16 protein-coding genes are annotated in these 18,339 nt (G+C 68.6%); 4 read left to right on the top strand and 12 right to left on the bottom strand.

Features of this window, described 5'->3' with window-relative positions:
• Positions 1-62 precede the first annotated feature (62 nt).
• The gene (locus D7D52_RS18355) at positions 63-1,511 is read left to right on the top strand and encodes a carotenoid oxygenase family protein (RefSeq protein ID WP_162958391.1); all 1,449 of its coding nucleotides are present in this window, start codon (positions 63-65) and stop codon (positions 1,509-1,511) included.
• Between the two features lie 22 nt (positions 1,512-1,533).
• Positions 1,534-3,075, top strand: coding sequence for an aldehyde dehydrogenase family protein (locus D7D52_RS18350; protein WP_120738049.1), 1,542 nt, complete (start codon positions 1,534-1,536; stop codon positions 3,073-3,075).
• An 85-nt stretch (positions 3,076-3,160) separates the two neighbouring features.
• On the opposite strand, the gene D7D52_RS18345 is transcribed toward D7D52_RS18350, so the two are convergent.
• The 12 genes from D7D52_RS18345 to D7D52_RS18290 are packed head-to-tail and all read right to left on the bottom strand — an operon-like array spanning position 3,161 to position 15,936.
• Entirely contained in the window at positions 3,161-4,591 is a 1,431-nt protein-coding gene (locus D7D52_RS18345; protein ID WP_120738048.1) for a carotenoid oxygenase family protein, read from the bottom strand.
• Positions 4,584-5,312, bottom strand: coding sequence for a hypothetical protein (locus D7D52_RS18340; protein ID WP_120738046.1), 729 nt, complete (start codon positions 5,310-5,312; stop codon positions 4,584-4,586). The genes D7D52_RS18345 and D7D52_RS18340 overlap by 8 nt, the downstream gene beginning before the upstream one ends.
• 29 nt (positions 5,313-5,341) lie before the next feature.
• Positions 5,342-6,067, bottom strand: a complete 726-nt coding sequence (locus D7D52_RS18335) for a DUF3329 domain-containing protein (protein ID WP_246023929.1) — start codon at positions 6,065-6,067, stop codon at positions 5,342-5,344.
• Positions 6,068-6,084: 17 nt separating this feature from the next.
• On the bottom strand, positions 6,085-7,356 hold the full coding sequence (locus tag D7D52_RS18330) for an MCE family protein (protein WP_120738044.1): 1,272 nt from the start codon (positions 7,354-7,356) through the stop codon (positions 6,085-6,087).
• Positions 7,353-8,450, bottom strand: coding sequence for an MlaD family protein (locus tag D7D52_RS18325; protein WP_246023928.1), 1,098 nt, complete (start codon positions 8,448-8,450; stop codon positions 7,353-7,355). Before D7D52_RS18325 ends, D7D52_RS18330 begins: the two co-directional genes overlap by 4 nt.
• Complete coding sequence (locus D7D52_RS18320) at positions 8,447-9,586, bottom strand: MCE family protein (RefSeq protein ID WP_246023927.1); 1,140 nt, start codon at positions 9,584-9,586, stop codon at positions 8,447-8,449. Before D7D52_RS18320 ends, D7D52_RS18325 begins: the two co-directional genes overlap by 4 nt.
• Positions 9,583-10,629: an MCE family protein gene (locus tag D7D52_RS18315; RefSeq protein WP_162958390.1), complete on the bottom strand. Its 1,047-nt coding sequence runs from the start codon at positions 10,627-10,629 to the stop codon at positions 9,583-9,585. The genes D7D52_RS18320 and D7D52_RS18315 overlap by 4 nt, the downstream gene beginning before the upstream one ends.
• Positions 10,630-10,634: 5 nt before the next feature.
• Complete coding sequence (locus D7D52_RS18310) at positions 10,635-11,678, bottom strand: MCE family protein (RefSeq protein WP_120738038.1); 1,044 nt, start codon at positions 11,676-11,678, stop codon at positions 10,635-10,637.
• Entirely contained in the window at positions 11,675-12,952 is a 1,278-nt protein-coding gene (locus D7D52_RS18305; protein WP_162958389.1) for an MlaD family protein, read from the bottom strand. Before D7D52_RS18305 ends, D7D52_RS18310 begins: the two co-directional genes overlap by 4 nt.
• A gap of 2 nt (positions 12,953-12,954) precedes the next feature.
• Positions 12,955-13,809, bottom strand: a complete 855-nt coding sequence (locus D7D52_RS18300) for an ABC transporter permease (RefSeq protein ID WP_120738034.1) — start codon at positions 13,807-13,809, stop codon at positions 12,955-12,957.
• Position 13,810: 1 nt separating this feature from the next.
• Positions 13,811-14,671, bottom strand: a complete 861-nt coding sequence (locus tag D7D52_RS18295) for an MlaE family ABC transporter permease (RefSeq protein ID WP_425464643.1) — start codon at positions 14,669-14,671, stop codon at positions 13,811-13,813.
• Positions 14,668-15,936: a cytochrome P450 gene (locus tag D7D52_RS18290; RefSeq protein ID WP_162958388.1), complete on the bottom strand. Its 1,269-nt coding sequence runs from the start codon at positions 15,934-15,936 to the stop codon at positions 14,668-14,670. The genes D7D52_RS18295 and D7D52_RS18290 overlap by 4 nt, the downstream gene beginning before the upstream one ends.
• A gap of 145 nt (positions 15,937-16,081) precedes the next feature.
• Here D7D52_RS18290 and D7D52_RS18285 point away from each other — a divergent pair, with 145 nt between their 5' ends.
• Positions 16,082-16,849, top strand: a complete 768-nt coding sequence (locus D7D52_RS18285; RefSeq protein WP_120738030.1) for an SDR family NAD(P)-dependent oxidoreductase — start codon at positions 16,082-16,084, stop codon at positions 16,847-16,849.
• 43 nt (positions 16,850-16,892) lie between these two features.
• Entirely contained in the window at positions 16,893-18,290 is a 1,398-nt protein-coding gene (locus tag D7D52_RS18280) for an aromatic ring-hydroxylating oxygenase subunit alpha (RefSeq protein ID WP_222932848.1), read from the top strand.
• The last annotated feature ends 49 nt before the right edge of the window (positions 18,291-18,339 follow it).

The following is an 18,339-nucleotide window of genomic DNA, read 5'->3' as shown; positions in this document are numbered from 1 at the left end:
AATTAGCGCGCCAGCTAAAAACTGGCCGGCGGCCGATCGCTGCGGGCATGCGAGGAGAAGACATGGTGAGTGCGGACTTTCGGCACAGCCCCTTCCTGACCGGGCATCATCGGCCCAACCGGATGGAGGTGGACGCGCCGGATCTGTTCGTACACGGCGAGTTGCCGGCGGATCTGGCGGGGGTGTTCTACCGCAATGGCGCGGAACCGCTGTATCCGCCGAGCGACGAGGACTATCACTGGTTCGACGGCGACGGCATGGTCTACGCGTTCTTCCTCGAGAACGGCCGGGTGTCACTGCGCAACCGGTGGGTCCGCACCGACAAGCTGCTGCTCGAAATGAAGCACGGCCGAAGGCTTTTCGGAGTGCACGGCAATCCGCGCACCACTGACCCGCTGGCCGAGGGCACCCGCTACAACACCGCCAACACCAATATCGTCATCCACGGCGGCAAGCTGCTGGCGCTCATGGAGGGCGCACCGCCGGTCGAGCTGGATCCGCGCACGCTCGACACCCTGGGCGAGGAGACCTACGGCGGCGTGGTGACCACCACGTTCTCCGCGCATCCCAAGCTCGACTACGCCACCGGTGAGCTGCTCAATATCGGATCGGTCGCCCGCCGCGGCGGTACCGCGCCCGAAATCCGGTACGACATCATCGATTCCGAGGGCGTCCCGACCAAGACCGAGACCATCCCGATGCCGCATCAGGCGATGATGCACACCTTCTTCGTCACCGAGAACTACGTGGTGTTCCCGGTGACCCCCTTGGATGTCAGCCTGCGCCGGGCGATGGCGGGCGGACCGATGGTCGCCTGGGATCCCGACCGGGCGACCAAACTGGGCGTCATGCCGCGCCGGGGTGACGCGGCACAGGTGCGCTGGTTCGAGACCGAGCCGCGCCAGATGATGCACGAGGCCAATGTGTGGGAGCAGGACGGCCGCATCGTCGCCGATGTCGCCGCGGCGGAGGGCACCGCGCTGTTCCCGGACATCCACGGCCGCCGGCGATCTCATCGCGAGACCCGCCAGAGCCTGCGCCGCTGGACCATCGATCCGGGCGCGGCCACCGATGTGGTGCGCGAGGAGATTCTCAACGACCGCGACATCCAGTTCCCCCGGCCCGACGATCGGCGCATGACCCGCCGCACCGGTCACGCCTTCGCCAACAGCAATCTGCGCTCGGTCGACGGCCGCGCCGACGGCATGGATTCGGTGCTGCGCGTCGACACGCGCACCGGCGCGGAGGATCTTTACCACTTCGGCGACGGCGCGGCGGCGGGGGAACTGATCTTCGCGCCGCGCGTCGGCGGCGTGGACGAACTCGACGGGTACGCCCTGACTTTGGTGCATCACGCGGGCGCGGCCGAAACCGAACTGGTGGTGTTCGACGCGCGCGAGCTGGCCGCCGGACCGCTGGCGCGGGTGATCGTCCCGTTCGCGATCCCCAGCGGATTTCACTGCAACTACTACAGCGTCGACAACCCGCTCTATCGCCAGGCGATGGTCTGAGCGCTTCGAGGAGAACCAACCCATGAGCACAATGGCCGGCGCCGCCCAGATCGAGGTCCGCAATCCCGCCGACGGCGGCGTGGTCGGACGGGTCGGTGATCACGATGCCGGCCAGGTGGCGGAGGTGGTGGGGCGGCTGCGGGCGGCGCAACCCGCCTGGGAGGCGATCGGACCGCGCGAGCGCGCGACATGGCTGCTGCGACTGCAGGATTGGCTCGTCGATCACGGGACGCGGCTCACCGACGTGGTGCAGTCCGAAACGGGTAAGAGCCGGTTCGACGCCGAGATCGAAGTGCCCTGCGCGATCGATCTGGCCCGCTACTGGGCGCGCAATGCCGCCGCGTTCCTGGCCGACGAGCGCCCGCGTCCGCACAGTCCGATGGGCCGCACCAAACGGCTGGTACAGACCTTTCGGCCTTATCCGGTGGTCGGGATCATCACGCCGTGGAACCTGCCGCTCATGAACCCGTGTTTCGACGCCTTCGCCGCCCTCATGGCCGGGGCGGCGGTGCTGGTCAAACCGTCGGAGGTGACACCGCTCAGCGCGCTCGAACTGGCGCGGGGCTGGACGGAAATCGGTGCGCCACCGGTCTTCTCGGTGCTCACTGGCGCGGGCGAGACCGGGCGGGCGGTGGTCGAGGCCGTCGATTACGTGCAGTTCACCGGTTCCACCCGCACCGGGCGGGCGATCGCGGTGGCGTGCGGGCAAGCGCTCAAGCCCTACAGCCTCGAATTGGGCGGCAAGGACGCGGCGATCGTGCTGGCCGACGCGGATGTGGATAGGGCGGTGGCGGGCATCGTCTATGGGGCGCTGTTCAATTCGGGTCAGGCGTGTATTTCGGTGGAGCGGGTCTATGTCGAGGCGCCGGTGTACGAGCGATTCGTCGACGCGCTCACCACTGCCGTCGCCGCCTTGAAACAGGGCCGCGACGATCGCGGTTTTCGTTTCGACATCGGCGCGATGGCCACCCGCGCCCAATGCGACATCGTCGCCCGGCACGTGGCGCAGGCCGTCGGCGCCGGCGCTCGAATCCTGGTCGGCGGCAAGTCGTCCGGCGATGGCGCGTTCTTCGAACCGACCGTCCTGGTGGACGTCGATCACACCATGGCGTGCATGCGGGAGGAGACCTTCGGCCCGCTGATCCCGGTGGTCCGTGTCGCCGACGAGGACGAGGCCGTGCGCTTGGCCAATGATTCCGACTACGGGCTGTCGGCGACGGTGTGGACCCGTGACCGGGTGCGCGGTGAACGCGTGGCGCGCCGGCTCGAGGTCGGGGCGGTCAATATCGACGACGCGTACGCCAACCTGATGAATTACGCCGTCCCCATGGGCGGCTGGAAGAACTCCGGTATCGGCTCCCGCTGGGGTGGGGCCGCCGGCATCCGCAAATACTGCCGCCGGCAGGCCCTTACGATTCCACGCGGACCGGCGCTGGCACGGGAACCGCTGTGGTATCCGGCGTCTCGCCGGCGCTCACGACTGGTGACCACGCTGATGCGCGCGGTCGACGCGCGCGGCCTGCGCAAGCTTCCCCTGCGGCGAGCGAGTCGATCACACCTCTGATCGGTTGTCTCCACCCGGTCGAATCCGGTGGTGCGACAGTGGAACAGGCGGGCGGTCCCGGGGAAGCGGACCGCCCGCCGTTCGTTCAGGCGGCCGGGGTGAAGTTGCCGTGGAAGGTCAGCGGCAGGTGGTGGCGCAGGCTGCCGACGTACACCGGATCGGCCGTCAGGTCCCGGGCGTCGAGCACCCGCAGGTGCGCCAGGGAATTGGGGCGGTCCTGGGTGGCGACCAGCAGCCACCCGTCGTCCTCCGCGGTCGCACCCGGCCGCGGCGTGAAGATCGCCTCGTGCGCGAAGTGCCGCGGCGGCAGCCGATGCAGCTGCTGCTGCCCGGACACGGTGTCGATCTTGGCGATCGCATTGGGGTAGTGGTGGCCGTCCGCGCCGACGGCCATATAGGTATAGCGGTGATGCCGACTGGTGCGGGCGAGATTGAAGGTGGGGAAGTCGCCGTGCAGGTCGGAGAGGTCCTCGTGAATCACTCGATCGTTCTTGGTGATTCGCAACCGCAGCAGGGTGCCGCCGTAGGGCATGGAGACATCGGCGATGCCGTGCTGCGCGCCGGAGAGCTGCCCGTTGAGCTGCTCCCAGGAGGCGTGATAGTTGACCATTTCGACGACGGTGTCGGAACCGTCCTCGTAGGTATTGCTCAGATGCAGGTGCATGAGCGGATCGGTGTGCACGATGCGCGGCCGGCCGCCGTAGCGGGGCAGTAGCGCGATCATGGTGCCGCGGTCGGCTTCGTAGTCGATGGCCTCGATGTAGTTGCGCATCCCCAGCCCGGCGGCGGTCATCTTGGCCACCGGGAACACCAGCGGCGCGATGGCGAACACCAGATGCCGTGGGGTGAGCCCGAAGTCGTGGTTGAACATCGGCCGCGGCAACGACACCCGGCCCACCTTGGTCAGTTTCCCGGCACGGTCCACCCGATAGCAGACCAGCCCCGGATTGGGCACCATGGCCAGCCCGAAGTTGTACATGTCACCGGTCGTGGTGTCCCACTTGGGATGCGCGGAGAAGGCGCCGAGCCATTTGAGCGCGCCGTCGAAGCGGTGCACGCCCACGGTGTCGAGGGTGGCGGGGTCGATCTCGGTGGGCGGGCCGCCCTCCCACAGCGCCAGCAGCTTGCCCGCGTGCATGACCACGCCGGTATTGGCGACATTGGCGGGGAAGCGCAGCGCATTGGCGAGGACGCCGCCCGGGCGCAGGGTGCCCAGCGCGCGATACGGCGCGCCCGCGGTGGTGGTCAGCGACCGGTGGTAGTGCTTGGTGCGCACGAACCGGTTGCGGTAGCGCACCTTTCCGTCGGTGATGGCGAATTTGGAGATCATGCCGTCGCCGTCGAACAGATGCCCGAGCTGCTGTCCGCCCGCGTCCAGCTTGCCGGGACCATTGCGGTAGAGGCTGCCGCGCAGGTCGGCGGGTATCGAGCCCTCGAATTCGTCGATGTCGTAGTCGTATTCGTCGTACAGCGGCAGGTAGTCGCTGTAGGTGTCGTCCTTGACCGGGCTACTCATGGCCCCTCCTGACAGTGGTGATCATGCGGTTCGGGCCCGCCGGATGCACACGCAAGGTGCAGGACAGGCCGGGCAGGTGCGGTTCGAACTCCAGCGGCATCGCCGAATTGGCGTCGAAGACGCTCTCGCACGCGGCCTTGCAGCCCATCAGGCACGAATTCGTCTGTGCCACACCGGTGCCAGTGGAGGTGTGCATGGCGCATTCGGGAATCTCGTAGACGAGTGTGCCGTCGGCTTCCGCGGCGACCCGGTGGATGGGCCCGACCAGGAAGGTGGCGAAGGCGACCCCGGCGTCCATGACGTCGGGATACAGCCCGGCCGGGACGAGACCGACGGTGCCGAAGGCGGGCAGCAGCCACCGCAGCCACCGGCGCAGCCGTGCGGCGACCGCCGAGGAGACCAGCTCGGTCACCGTCTCCTGCGGCAGATGCCGGGTCAATTCGGTTGCGGTCCACTCCAATTCGCTGACGAACTGGCCGTAGCGACGCTGCCAGGAACGCTGCGGCGATTCCCACGCCGGGCCGCGGACGCGGTGCGCGGTGAGCGCCGACCAGCCGGCGTCCACGTCCGCGCGATCCTCGCTGACCGCGCGCAGCACCGGCAGCAGCACCAGTTCGGGAATGTCGCCGACCCGGCGCAGCATGGAGCGCAGGATCAGATCGTCGCGCGTCGCGACCAGCGCGCGCCGGGCGCGGCTCGAATTCTCTTGTCGGACAGTCATCGTCGTCTTCCTTCCGCCGTGACGTGAGGTCACGGGATGTCGACCTTGGCGGCCTTCCAGCGGCCGTCGACCCGCTGCATGGTCATCACGATGCGGCTGTGGTCGATGCGCGGATCGGGCATGTCGGTGTTGGACACGGTCTGGTCCACGAACAGCAGCACCACGACCTCGTTCTCCGAGGCGGACTTGATCGCGCTCTGTAGCACCACCCCGTGCCCGGCGGCCTTGTGATCGATGAGCAGCTGGCGCAGCTGCGTACTGGATTTGGTATAGGTGTCGCGGAATTCGCCGGTGGAGCCGTCGAGCACCGCGGTGAAATTCGCGTCGAGATTGCCGGTGTCGACGGAGGTGAGGGTGACCGCGTAGGCGGTGGCGGCGTCGAGTGCCGCCTGTCCGGCGGCGTCGATATCGCGGCGGTGCTCATACTTCCAGCCCAGCACCGCGGTGGAGACCGTCAGCGCCAGGATCAGCAGGACGGCCAGGTGCGGCAGCCCCTTACGCGCCAGGCGCACCGCCGTCCGGGCGCGCGCGGCGAGCCTTCTGCGCGCGGTGCGGGAGGTAGTGGCGTGCGAACCCGGGGCTTCGGAAACGGAGGCTTCCGCATTCGTGTCCCCGGTCTTGTCGGGGGACGCCGCCGAAACCGCTGTGGCCGAATCCGGTTCGGTGTCCTCGCTCTCGGCGTGTACGGTGCCGCCGACCTCGTCGTCGGCGTCGAGGTGGATCGCGGTGCGGTCCTCGACCTGGTTGTCGGGCATGTCCCCTCCTGATCGTGCTAGTTGCCCTGCCGTTGGGGTTCGGAGTCCGGCGGCATGGCCGGACCGCCGTACGGCAGCGGAATCGTGTGCGGGCCAACGGGTGTCGGGTCGGTGCGCTGGGCGGTGTCGTAGCCGGGCGGCGGGTCGGCGGTGTCGTCGCCGGGCGGGCGCGGGGCGTTGCGGGCGCCGCGCACCAGTAGCGCGGGGTCGTCGCTGGTGCAGTAGGTGTTGACGTAGGGCTCGGGGTAGCTGGGATCGAACGGCACGTCACGTGGATGCGGGTAGTCGCAGAAGTGGCGGAAGTACAGGCTCGCCACCGCCCACACGCCGCCGTCGTGCATGATCGACTGCACCGCCTCGAGCAGTGACCCGCGGTCGTCGCGAAACAGCTGTCGCAGCGCGGGAACCCGGATGTAGGACAGTTGCGCGACGGTGGTGAGGTTGCCCAGCAGCTGCACCATGGTGGGGGAGTTGTCGGCGATGAGGGCGTCCACGTTGTGCAGCACCTGCGGGGTGGTGTCGATCAGGGTGCGCAGGCCGCCGTCCTTGGCGCCCACGCCCGACAGCGTGCCCGCGAGCGCGCTGGTGGCGGCTTGCAGTCCGGCGGCCTTGTCACCGATCAGCCCGAACACCGGCCGGCTGGCGCGCAGCAGTTCGGTGGTCTGCGGCAGCACCCCGTCGAGGGTGGAGAACAGCAGGCGCATGCTCGACAGCAGATCGCGCAGCTTGCCCGGCCCCTGCGGGCCGACGCCCAGTTCGTCCACGACCGCCCGCAGCTTTCGCGGATCCGCCTGCGCCAGCACGCCGTCCGCATTGCCGAGCACCCGCCACAGCGGAATCGGCGTGGTGGTCTTGGCCTGGTCGATGACGCTGCCGTCGGTGAGCAGCGGACCCGCCGTGCCCGTCGGTTCGAAGTCGAGGTACTGCTCCCCGGCCGGGGACAGCGCCGAGACCCGCACCAGCGTGTCGGCGGGGATGCGCACCGAGGCGTCGACTCGCACGTCCGCTTCGACGCCGTGGTCCCGCAGCCGCACCGCCGACACCCGCCCGATGGGCACCCCGCGCAGGGTCACGTCCTGATTGGCCAGCAGCCCACCGGATTCGGCCAGCAGTACCCGGATCTGCATCTGCGTCGCGAACGGATCGGTCCGCAGCGCCCCGAACACCAGATACGCGACCCCGACCGCCACCAGGGTCACCTGGGCGAGCGTGGACAGCAACAGTTTTCGCGCCACGCCGAAGCGCACGGCACGCACCAGCGCGCGGGCGGGCGGTTCGACCAGGCTCATTTCCCGGCTCCCGTCACGCGCGCGCCCAGCTGTGTGAGCACGAAGGCCAGCGACCCCACGAAGTTGGCCCAGTCGGCCTGATCGGGCAGTTTGAACGCCGGATCGGCCCAGTGCCCGGGATCGTCCACCGGCCCGGCCACCACCTGCCGCAGCTCCACATCCGCGTGGGCGGCATTGGAGCTGAAGAACTTCAGCGTCGGCGGCAGGATGCGTTCCAGATTGGCCATGGTGACGCGCGGGTCGGTGGCGGAGACATTGAACGACGCCGAGAGGGCGTTGAGGTCGGCGACCAGGCTGCGGGTGTCGGTGCCCGCGACGGAGGGGAACTTGCGCAGCTGGTCGGTGATCGCGGCGACCTGATCGGCCAGCCCGGCGATCTGGGCGGTGTTGTCGGCGATCACCGACAGCGCGGGAGCGGTCGCGGTGAGGATGTCGGTGACGGCTTGGCTGCGGGTGTTCAAATCGTCGGCGAGCGCGGCGGTTTGGGTCAGCACGCCGTGTAGTTCCCCCGAGCGGTCCGACAGCGTGGTCAGCAGTTCCCGCGACTGCCGGATCAGATCGGTCAGCCGGGTCCCGTCGTCGCCGAGGGCACTGCCCATCCCATTGAGCACATGCGTCAGATTGCTGATCACGCCGCCGTTGACCAGCAGCGAGGTGGACGCCAGTACTTCCTCGACGGTGGCGGCGGCCACGGTGTCGCGCAGTTCGATGGTGTCGCCGTCGTGCAACTCCGCCGCGCCGGCGGCCGGTGGCGTTCGCAGTGAGACGAACACATCGCCCAGCGGTGTGGCCGAACGCAATTCGGCGGTGGTGCCGGTGGGCAGGTGGACGGTGTCGAGGATGCGCAGCGTCACCACGGCGGTGTAGTCGCGGGCCGTCATGGATTCCACCTCGCCGACATCGGCGCCGCCCACCCGCACCTTCGCGCGCGCCGGCAGGTTGAGCGCGTTGGAGAACACCGCGCGCACGTGGTAGCTGGGCCCGCTCACCTCGGGCGCGGGCAGTGGCAGATCTTCGAGCGTGGCCGAGCAGCCGGCCATCGGCAGGACCGACGCGCACACGACGGCGGGAATCCAGCGGCGGGCGCGTCTCATTTGTTCATCCTCGTCATGGCTTCCAGCACGGACGTGATGCCGAAATCGGGTCCCATATCGCTGAGATTGCCGGTGCTGCAACCGAGTTGGCGCAGTCCGAGGATGTTGCAGACCTCCTTGGTCATGGAGCTGTCGAAGAACACATTGTCGAAATGCGCGCCGACGCGCAGATAGCCGTTCTTCTGGTCGATGGCGTCGTAGACGTTGTCGACGGCCAGTGGCGCGAGGTCGAAGACCTCGGCGAGCTGACGGCGATAGTCCACCAGCGCCTGGGTGAAGGTGGCGCTGCTGGCGACGGTCGCCTTCAGGTTGCCGCCTTGCGCGGTCAGCAGCGCGTTCAGCTGTTCGAGGACCGCATTCAGCTGCGCGCCGGTGTCGCCCCGGCCGAGCTGCTCTTGGTCGAGCAGGTCGGTGAGCTGCCGGACGCCCGCGCCGAAGTCGGTGATGGCCTGCTGGTTCTGGTTGGCGGCATCCACCATGCGGCCCAGATTGGTGACGATGGTGGTGATGTCCTGACGGGTGGCGTCACCGTTGTCGGATCCGGTGCGGATCGCCTCCGACAGGGCCGACAGCGCCGATTTCAGCTGCGGGCCACTGGTTTTCGCGACCTCCGAGGTCGCGGTGAGGACGTCGGCGAGCGGGCCGCCGCCGGTGCCGTCACCGCGCATCGAGGTGCCCAGCTTGTCGACCATGGCGATGACCCGATCGAATTCGACGGGCGTGCGGGTGCGATCCAAACCGAGCACCGTGCCCTCGGCCAGGGTCGGGCCGCCGGTATAGGCGGGGGTGAGCTCGACGTGGCGATCGGTGAGGATCGAGGTGCCCACGGTCACCGCCTGCACCGTCGCCGGGAGCTTCACGGCGGGATCCACATCCAGCAGCACCTCGACGTATCCGCCACGCGGGGTGATCTTTTCGACAGTGCCCACCGGCATGCCCAGGACCGCGACGGTATTGCCCTGGTAGAGGCCGATCGCATTGTCGAACTGGGCCGTTATGCGTCGCGTCCGATTGTGCGACGACAGCAGGGCGTGCGCGGTGACGGCGAGGGCGACGACCACGGCCAGGATCACGGTGGCCCGCAGGGCGAGACGGGCGCGGCGGCGGCGCGGTGCGCGCGACGTGGATTCGGTCACCGGCAGTCCTTGAAGGTCTCGAGATCGTGGGGCACGCCGTGCGCGTCGGCCTGCGCGGCGATGGCGCACATCCAGGAATCCATCATCAGACCGCCCGGCAGCAGGAAGTCCAGGAAGGGACCCGACCCGGTGGCGTTGGCGATATTGCGCAAGGCCACCGGCATCACCTGGAACATATTGCGCAGCAACGCATCATGGTCGCCGAGCATCGAGGTCAGCGTGCGGATGTCGGTGAGCATCCCGTCGAGGTCGCCGTGATCGACCGCGAGCACCCCGTGGGCGGTGTTCACCAGCGTGGTGGCCGCGTTCAGCAGCCGCACGACCGCGTCGCGGCGGGAGACGATCTCGTGGATCAACGCGCCGCCCTGGGTCACGAGTGCGCCGATATCGGACTGCTGGTTGCCCAGAATGGTGGCCAGCTGCGCGGTATTGCGCAGCAGCGCGCCGATGTCGTCGCGGCGGTCGGCGATCACCGCGGACAGGTTCTGCACATTGGCCAGCGCGTCGGGCAGCACCCCGGGCGTCTGGCTCAGCTGTGCGGCCAGCGACTGCATGGATCGGGCGAACTGGTCGGCATCGACCTGCTCGAACGTGGTGGTGGAGTCCTGTAGCAGCTTCTGCAAATCATAGGGAACAGTGGTGTGCGCCAAGGGAATCCGCCGGCCGGGCAGCGAACCTTTGCCCGCCGGTTTGAGCACCACCTCGCGGGAGCCGAGCACGCTCGTGAGCTTGATGGCGGCCGAGGAGTCCGGTCCCACCGGCACATCGCGGTGGATTTTCATGGTCACCACCACGCGGTCGCCCGCCAACTTGGTGCCGTCCACGGTGCCGACCGGCACCCCGGCCACCGTCACCTGATCGCCCTTGCGGATCCCGGCCGCCTGGCCGAACTCCGCGGCGTAGGTCAGCTCGCCCAGATGCAGTTGGGTGACCGCCGTGGTCGCGGCGACCACCACCGTGATCACCGCCAGTGAGATCGCGCCCAGCCAAGCCCTGCTACGGGTTTCGAGGGGCCGGCGGTCGCGCGCGAATCGTCGCATCATGTCGATCACCTGCACATCGGGGAGTACTTGCGGTGTCCACCGGGCGTCGCCGCGTCCACGATGGCCGGAATGATCGGGCTCAGGAAGTCGGCGAGGGTGATATTGAAATCGCAAGCCTGCGCGCTCATGGCGGTGCTGTCGCCGGTGACGCGGGCCAAACCCTTGAACACCGCCGGAATGTTCGCGCCCAGGGTGGCCATGCCGTCGGAATTGGAGACGATGGCCGACAGGAAACCGGGCTGGCGGTTCAGCAGCGCGTCGAGATCCGGTCGAACCCCGGTCATGATCGCCGACAGCCGGCCCACCACCGTCGAGATCGATCCCACCGACGAAACCAGTTGCGCGCGGCGGTCTTCGAGCCCCGCGACCACGGTGCGGACCTGGGTCAGCGTCGTCTCGAGCGCCGCACCCTGCGCGGCCAGGGTGCGGGTCACCTCGTCGAGGCTGCCGATCACCCGGCCCAGCACCTGATCGGGCCCGGCGAGCGTCTGTGCCAGGCGCGAGGTTTCGGTGATGAGGGTGGCCAGGGCGGCGGTATCGCCCTGCAACGCCTTGATCAGCGAGTTGGACATATTGCCGCGGTTGCTCGGGTCCAGCAGGGTGAACAGCGGTTCGAAACCGTTGAGCAGTGCCGTCACGTCGAAGGAGGGTTCGGTGTGCTCGACGGGGATGACCGCGCCCGCCGGCAGGCGACCCGGTTGCCCGAACTCGGCCAGCGACAGTCCCAGATACCGCTGGCCGACGAGGTTCTGATACACCACCGACGCCTTGGTATTGCCGTACACCGGTTGATCGCTCTGTACCCGGAACCGCACCCGGGCGCGCACGCCGTCCAGATCCACCGAGTCGACACGGCCCACCCGGACACCCGCCATGCGCACATCCGATCCCGCCTTGAGCCCGGAGACATCGGTGAACACGGCGCTGTAGGAGGTGGTCGGTCCCGGTACATCCCGGCGCAACGTCACCAGGATCATCCAGGTCAGCGACAGGCACACGGCCAGAAAGGCGCTGAGCCACACCACTTGGCGGCGATACGCGGTGATCATCGGCCCGCCCTCTGGTCGGCCAGCGGGGTGAACTCCGGCTCCGGTGCGGGAATCCGCAACGGGCCGAGCAGGATTCGATCGGCGGCGCTCGCCCCGGTTGGGAGAGCCGGGGCGGCCACGGTGCCCGGCGGCGGGGTGTAGGCGCGCATGTCGGGCAGTCCGGCGGTCTGCGGGACCGGTGTGGTCTCCGGCGCGGTATCGCAACTGCGGCCACGCAATTCGCCGTACACCGGGCAGTCGGCGCGCACATACAGCCGCAGCGGCGTCAGCGATACCACCAGCCGGAAGGTGAAGGCCAGCTTGTCGCCGGTGCGGGTCCACAGTTCCCGGAAGAAGGTGTTCACCGTGTCGTTGAGCCGCACCATCACCGCCGGATACTTGGCCTGATTGTCGGCCAGCACGCCCACGACCGGCGTCAGATCCCTGGTGATGGCCACCAGTTGATCGATGTGATTGTCCAGGGCCGTGCCCATGGTGGCGAGGGTGTCGTGGGAGCCGGCCAGCAGCCCGGTGAGCTGCTGCTGTTTCTCGGCGACGGTCCGCATGGGCACCACCGCCGCGTGCAGGGCGTCCACGAGTTCGGGTGCGCTGCCGCGCAGGGTGGCGATGGCGGTGTTCCAGGTCGCCAGCGTGCCCGGCCCGGTGTCGTCGGCGCGCAGCGAATTCATCTGCGCCGTCACCCGATTGAGCCCGTCGACGGCGGCGGTGAGGGTCGGGCCCTGCCCGAGGGTGGCATCGGAGAGCGTGCGCAGCATCCCCAGCGTCTGCGCCGAATCCGGTCGGGCGACGGCCGCCACCAGTTCGTGCACCCGCGCCAGCGTGGACTGGAACAGCTGGGTGGGCAGGGTGTGATCCTCGGCGATGCGGGCGCCGTCGCGCAGCGCGGGCGCCGAACCATTGTCGACCAGCTGCACCGACGACACCGCGAACGCGTTGCTGGGCACGATGCGGGCGGTGACATTGTCCGGAATGCCTTGCGCGTATTCGGGTTTCAAGTCGATGTGCACGATATTGGGCCGGCTGTCGTGGGCGGGGGTGACCTCGCGGACCATGCCGACCAGCAGCCCCCGGAACTTCACATCCGACTTCTTGGGCAACCCGTCGCCCACCGAGGTCAGCTCGGCGGTGACCCGCACCCGGGCGTCGAGGCTGCCGGTGGATTTGGCCACCAGCAGCCACGCGCACACCGCGCACACCAGTCCGAAAGCGGTGCCGGTCAGCAGCAGCGCCACCGTGGACGGCCCGCGGCCGTCGAGTTCGAAATCATTGGCCACGTTCAGCCCCCGAGTCTTCCGCCCGCGTCGATGCCCCAGAACGCCATGGTCAGCAGCATGTTGAGAATGGTCATGAGGGTGATGCTGGCGCGCATGGCCCGCCCGGCCGCGATGCCCACCCCGCGCGGGCCGCCGGTGGCGTAGAAGCCGTAGTAGCACTGGATGGTGGCCATGATGGCGACGAAGATCGCCACCTTGATCACCGCGAAGATCATGTCGCGCCCGCTGAGCATGAGCGTGAAATAGTGCAGGTAGCTGCCCGAGGGCTGGCCGCTCGAGAACCCCACGACCGCTTGGCAGACCAGGAAATTCAGCGCCAGGCACACCACGAACAGCGGCACCACCGCCAGCGCGGAGGCCAGCACGCGCGTGGTCACCAGGTACGGGATGGGCCGGATGGCCACCGATTCGAGCGCGTCGATCTCCTCGGCGATGCGCATGGCCCCCAGTTGCGCGGTGAACCGGCAGCCCGCCTGAATCCCGAATGCCAGCGCCGCCATCAGCGGGGCGAGTTCGCGCACCGCGGCCAGCGCGGTGATGAGCCCGGTCGCCGGGCCCAATCCCAGCAGGCTCAAGGCGTTGTAGCCCTCCAGGCCCACGACCGCGCCGCCCGCCGCGCCCACGATCAGCACCACGCCGGCGGTGCCGCCGCCCACCACCACCGACCCGTTGCCCCAGGTGACATCGGAGAGCAGTTGCAAGAACTCGCGCCGATACCTGGTCAGCACCAGGGGAATTCCCGCCAGCGCCCGGAACAGGAAGGCCACCATGTGCCCCACCCGTGACAGGTGGTGGACCACCGGCCGGGTGAGCGTGGTGAGCGGGCGCAGGCCCGCCGGGACGTAGGTGGCCGCCATGTCAGAAGCTCGCCTTGGGAAACAGGATCAGATACATCTGCGTGAACGCGACGTTCACCACCATCAGCAGCAGAATCGATTGCACGACAGCGGCATTCACCGAATTCGCCACCCCGGCCGCGCCGTGGCGGGTGTCGAGGCCCTTGTAGCAGGCCACGATGGCCACGATCACCCCGAACACCACCGCCTTGATCAAGGTCAGCACCAGATCGCTGACGGTGGCGAACGAGGAGAAGGTGGAGGTGTAGCTGCCGGGCGTGCCGCCTTGCAGGGTCACGGTGAACGCGTAGCCGGCCAGAAAGCCGATGAAGCAGGTGAATCCGGTCAGCGCGACCGCCACCACGATGGCGGCCACCAGCCGCGGCACCACCAGCCGCCGGATCACCGACACCCCCATGACCTCCATGGCGGCGGTCTCCTCGCGGATGGTGCGCGAACCCAGATCGGCGCTGATGGCCGAGCCCACGGCCGCGGCCATGAGAATGGCGGCCACCAGAGGCGCGCCCTGCCGGATGGTGGCCAGGCCATTGGCCGCGCCCGCCATCGACGTCGCCCCCAATTGCCCGGCCAGCAAACCGAATTGGATCGAGAGCGTGACGCTGATCGGCACCGTCACGAACAGCGTCGGCACCACGGCGGTGCGCGCCATGAAGGTGGCCTGTTCGACGAACTCGCCGAACGGGAACCGCCGGCGCACGATGTCGACGCCGAGATACTGGAACGCCCGCACCCCCAGCACCACCTGCCCGCCCACGGTGCGCAGGGCGGCCAGCGGATGCCGGTCGGCGTAGCCGCGCGACCATGCGATGATCTCGGCCGCGGCGGGACTCGGCAGGGGAGAGGGGGCGGGGTCGGCGGTCACGAGTGTCCGTCCGCGCCGAATTCCAGGGCCAGACGCTGTAATCCGCGCAGCATGAAGCTGGGCTCGTACGCGAAGTCGTTGCCGGCGCCCAGCCGCACCGACCCGAAGCGGGCGGCCAGCTCCTCGAGCGCGATCCGGCTCTCCAGCCGGGCCAGGGGCGCTCCCAGGCAGGCGTGGATGCCGGCCCCGAAGGCCAGGTGGGCCTTGGCATTGGGGCGCGCCGGATCGAAATCGTCGGGGTGGGTGAACGCCTCGTCGTCGCGGTTGGCCGACCCGAACACCAGCACGACCAGCTGTCCGGCCGGAATGGTGTACTCGCCCAGGGTGGCCTCGGCCTTGGTGATGCGGAACATCGACTGGACCGGGCTCAGGAACCGCAGGCCCTCCTCCACCAGATCGGCCGCGTAGTCGATCGGGTTGTCGCGCAACCGATCCCACAGCTTCGGCTCGCGTGCCAGTTCGTGCAGGATGCCGGTGAGCAGCTTGGTGGAGGTCTCGTTGCCGGCGATGAGCAGCTGCACGATGATATTGAGAATCGCGCCGGTGCTCAGCGGTTCGTCCGCGTCGTCCATGCTGTGCGCGGTGACCAGCCCGCTGAGCAGATCCGCGCGCGGATGCGCGCGGCGGTCGTCGAGTTCGGCGGCGAAGTACTTCTGGAACTCGACCATATTGCGCGCCTGCTCGAGCAGGCCCGCGTCGTCGAGCTGACCGCCGACGGTGGCGGTGAACTGATCCGACCACCGCTTGAAATCGTCGATGCGATCGTCGGGCACATTGAGCACGCGAGCGATCACCCGCAGCGGCAGCGGGGCGGCGAACCCACGCACCACCTCCACCTCCGCGCCGACCGGCAGCGCGGCCACGAGTTCCCGTGCGATGGCCCGGATCTCGGGTTCGAGCTGCGCCACGAACCGGGGCGTGAACGCCTTGGCCAGCATGCGCCGGTAGTAGTGATGCTCCGGCGGGTCGGCGGTGAGCAGCGTCGGCACCGGCGGCCACCCCTCGGCCTGGATGGCTTCCACCTCCGCCTTGATGGAGTCGGGCACCGGCATCTGCGGCAGTCCGAACGCCGAGGAGAAGGTGTCGTGATCGGCCAGCGCCTTGGCCACCAGCTCGCGCGAGGTGACGAACCACATGCCCCGGCTCGCCACGAAATGCACCGGCGCCCGCTCGCGCAGCGACCGATGCCAGGGGTAGGGGCATTGCAGGGTTTCGGGATCCAACGGATCGAATCCGTCGACGGAGGGCGGCGTGGTCGCTGTCAAGGCGGCCTCCAAAGATCTTGTCGTCCAGAAGGATTCGGGACGGCCGAGCCGAACGGCCCGTGCTTGACTAATTAGTCGGCCAATATAATAGTGATACGGGTCATAAGCAAGCGGGTGGGAAGTGACCCGGGATCGGAGGATTGGCGTGCACGCTCTGGTGACTGGCGCCGGCAACGGCATCGGCCGGGCCATCGCGCATCGGCTGGCGGGGGGAGGGGCCGAGGTCATCGCCGTCGACCTCGACGGCGAGGCGGCCGAGGCGACCGCCAAGGCGATCGGCGGGCGCGCGGTGCGCTGCGACGTCTCCGACGAGGCGGCGGTGGCCGCCCTCGCGGAAAGCGTGGAATCCCTGGACATTCTGGTCAACAACGCCGGTATCTGGCGCTCACGCACGCTGGCCGACTCGACCGTGGTCGAGATGGATCAGGTGCTGCGCACCAATGTGATCGGCGCGTGGCTGGTGGCGCGAGCGCTGGTGCCCAAGTTCGGCGCGGGCGGCGGCGCGATCGTCAATCTCACCTCGGTGCTGGCCGAGACCGGCGGCGAGGGGCGCGGCGCGTATCCCGCCTCCAAGGCCGCGGTGGTCGCGCTGACCAAGCAAATGGCTTCGGAATACGCGCCTTTGGGCATTCGGGTCAATGCCGTCGGGCCGGGCCTGATCATCACCGAGGGCACGGCGGGGGAGTTCGGCGACCCGGGCCTGCGCCAGGCCATCGGGGCGGCCATGCCGCTGGGGCGGCTGGGGGAGCCCGGCGACATCGCCTCGGTGGTCGCGTTCCTGGCCTCGCCGGAGGCGAGCTACATGACCGGGCAGACGCTGTTCGTCGACGGCGGCTGGACCATCAACGGCTCGGCCTTCATCGCCGACGCCGCGCGGCGCTACGTCGAGCAGATCATGGCGCGCTCCTCGTAATCGACTGCCGTACCGCTTTATTCATCGAACTCGGAGTACGACCGTGACCGATATCGAAACACCCCGCGACACCACCCCCGGACAGGCCCGCTCCAGCGGACCCAGCGTGCAGAGCCTGCTGGCCGGCGACACCCGCACCGTGCCCGCGCCGCTGCTCGAGGAATCCTACGAATTCCTCGGCTCCGAGGACATCGGCATCGACCGCTACCTCACCCACGACTTCCACCGCCGCGAGGTGGACGGACTGTGGAAGCGGGTGTGGCAGATGGCGTGCCGGGAGGAGGACATTCCCGACCCCGGCGACTACCTCGTCTACGACATCGCCGATCTGTCGCTGATCGTGGTGCGCGCCGAGGACGGGTCCATCAAGGCGTTCCACAATGCCTGCCTGCACCGCGGCACCCGGCTGTGCGACGACAGCGGGCATGCCGCGCAATTGCGCTGCCCCTTCCACGGATTCACCTGGAGCCTCGAGGGCGCGCTCACCGACGTGCCCAGCCGCTGGGACTTCCCGCACATCGACGACGCGAAATTCGCGCTGCCGCAGGCGGCCACGGGCGTGTGGGCGGGCTACGTCTTCGTCAACCCCGACCCCGGGGCTCGTCCGCTGCTGGAGTTCCTCGGCAATCTCGACAAGCACCTCGCGCCCTACAACCTGGGGGACCGGTTCAAGGGCGTGCATGTCGCGAAGGTGATCGACTGCAACTGGAAGGTGGCGCTCGAGGCGTTCATCGAGTCCTATCACGTCATCGCCACCCATCCGCAGCTGCTGGACTATCTGGGCGACGCCAACACCCAGTACGACATCTACCCGGGCGCGGAGGGGAATCCCGGGTTCAACCGCATGATCACCCCGCAGGCCACCAGCAGCCCGCAGCTGGGTGAACAGCTCGAACCGCAGGACGTGCTGGAGGCCATGTTCCGCGACTTCTACCCCGAAGGGGTGGGCAATTTCGAAGTGCCCGAGGGTGTTTCGGCCCGCACGGTGGTGGCCGGGGCGCTGCGCGATCGGCTCGAGAAGATCACCGGCGCGGACCTGAGCGGCACCAGCGACTCCGAGATCGTCGACGCCATCGAATATTTCATGTTCCCCAACTTCTGCCCCTGGGCCGGGGTGGGGGCGCCGCTGACCTATCGCTTCCGTCCCTACGGCAACGATCCGGACCGCTGCGTGTTCGACATCATGATGCTGTATCCCCTGCCGGCGGGCGCGCCCAAACCCAAGGGCGTGCCCATCCACTGGCTCGGGCCCGAGGAGGATTACTCGGCCGCGCCGGAGCTGGGGGCGCTGTGCGCGGTGTTCGACCAGGACCTGTCCAATCTGGCCAAGGTGCAGCGCGGGCTGAAGTCGATGACCAAACCCGGTGTGACGCTGGCCAACTACCAGGAGATCCGGATCCGGCAATTCCACCGCGACCTCGACGCCCAGCTCGAATCCTGAGCCGCGCCGTGCCGAATCGTGGCCGGGCCGCGTCGAATCTCCACCGCGC

This window comes from Nocardia yunnanensis, from assembly GCF_003626895.1.
Classification (GTDB): domain Bacteria; phylum Actinomycetota; class Actinomycetes; order Mycobacteriales; family Mycobacteriaceae; genus Nocardia; species Nocardia yunnanensis.
The sequence above is the reverse complement of the archived record's forward strand: the minus strand, read 5'-3'. Positions and strand labels throughout refer to the sequence as shown.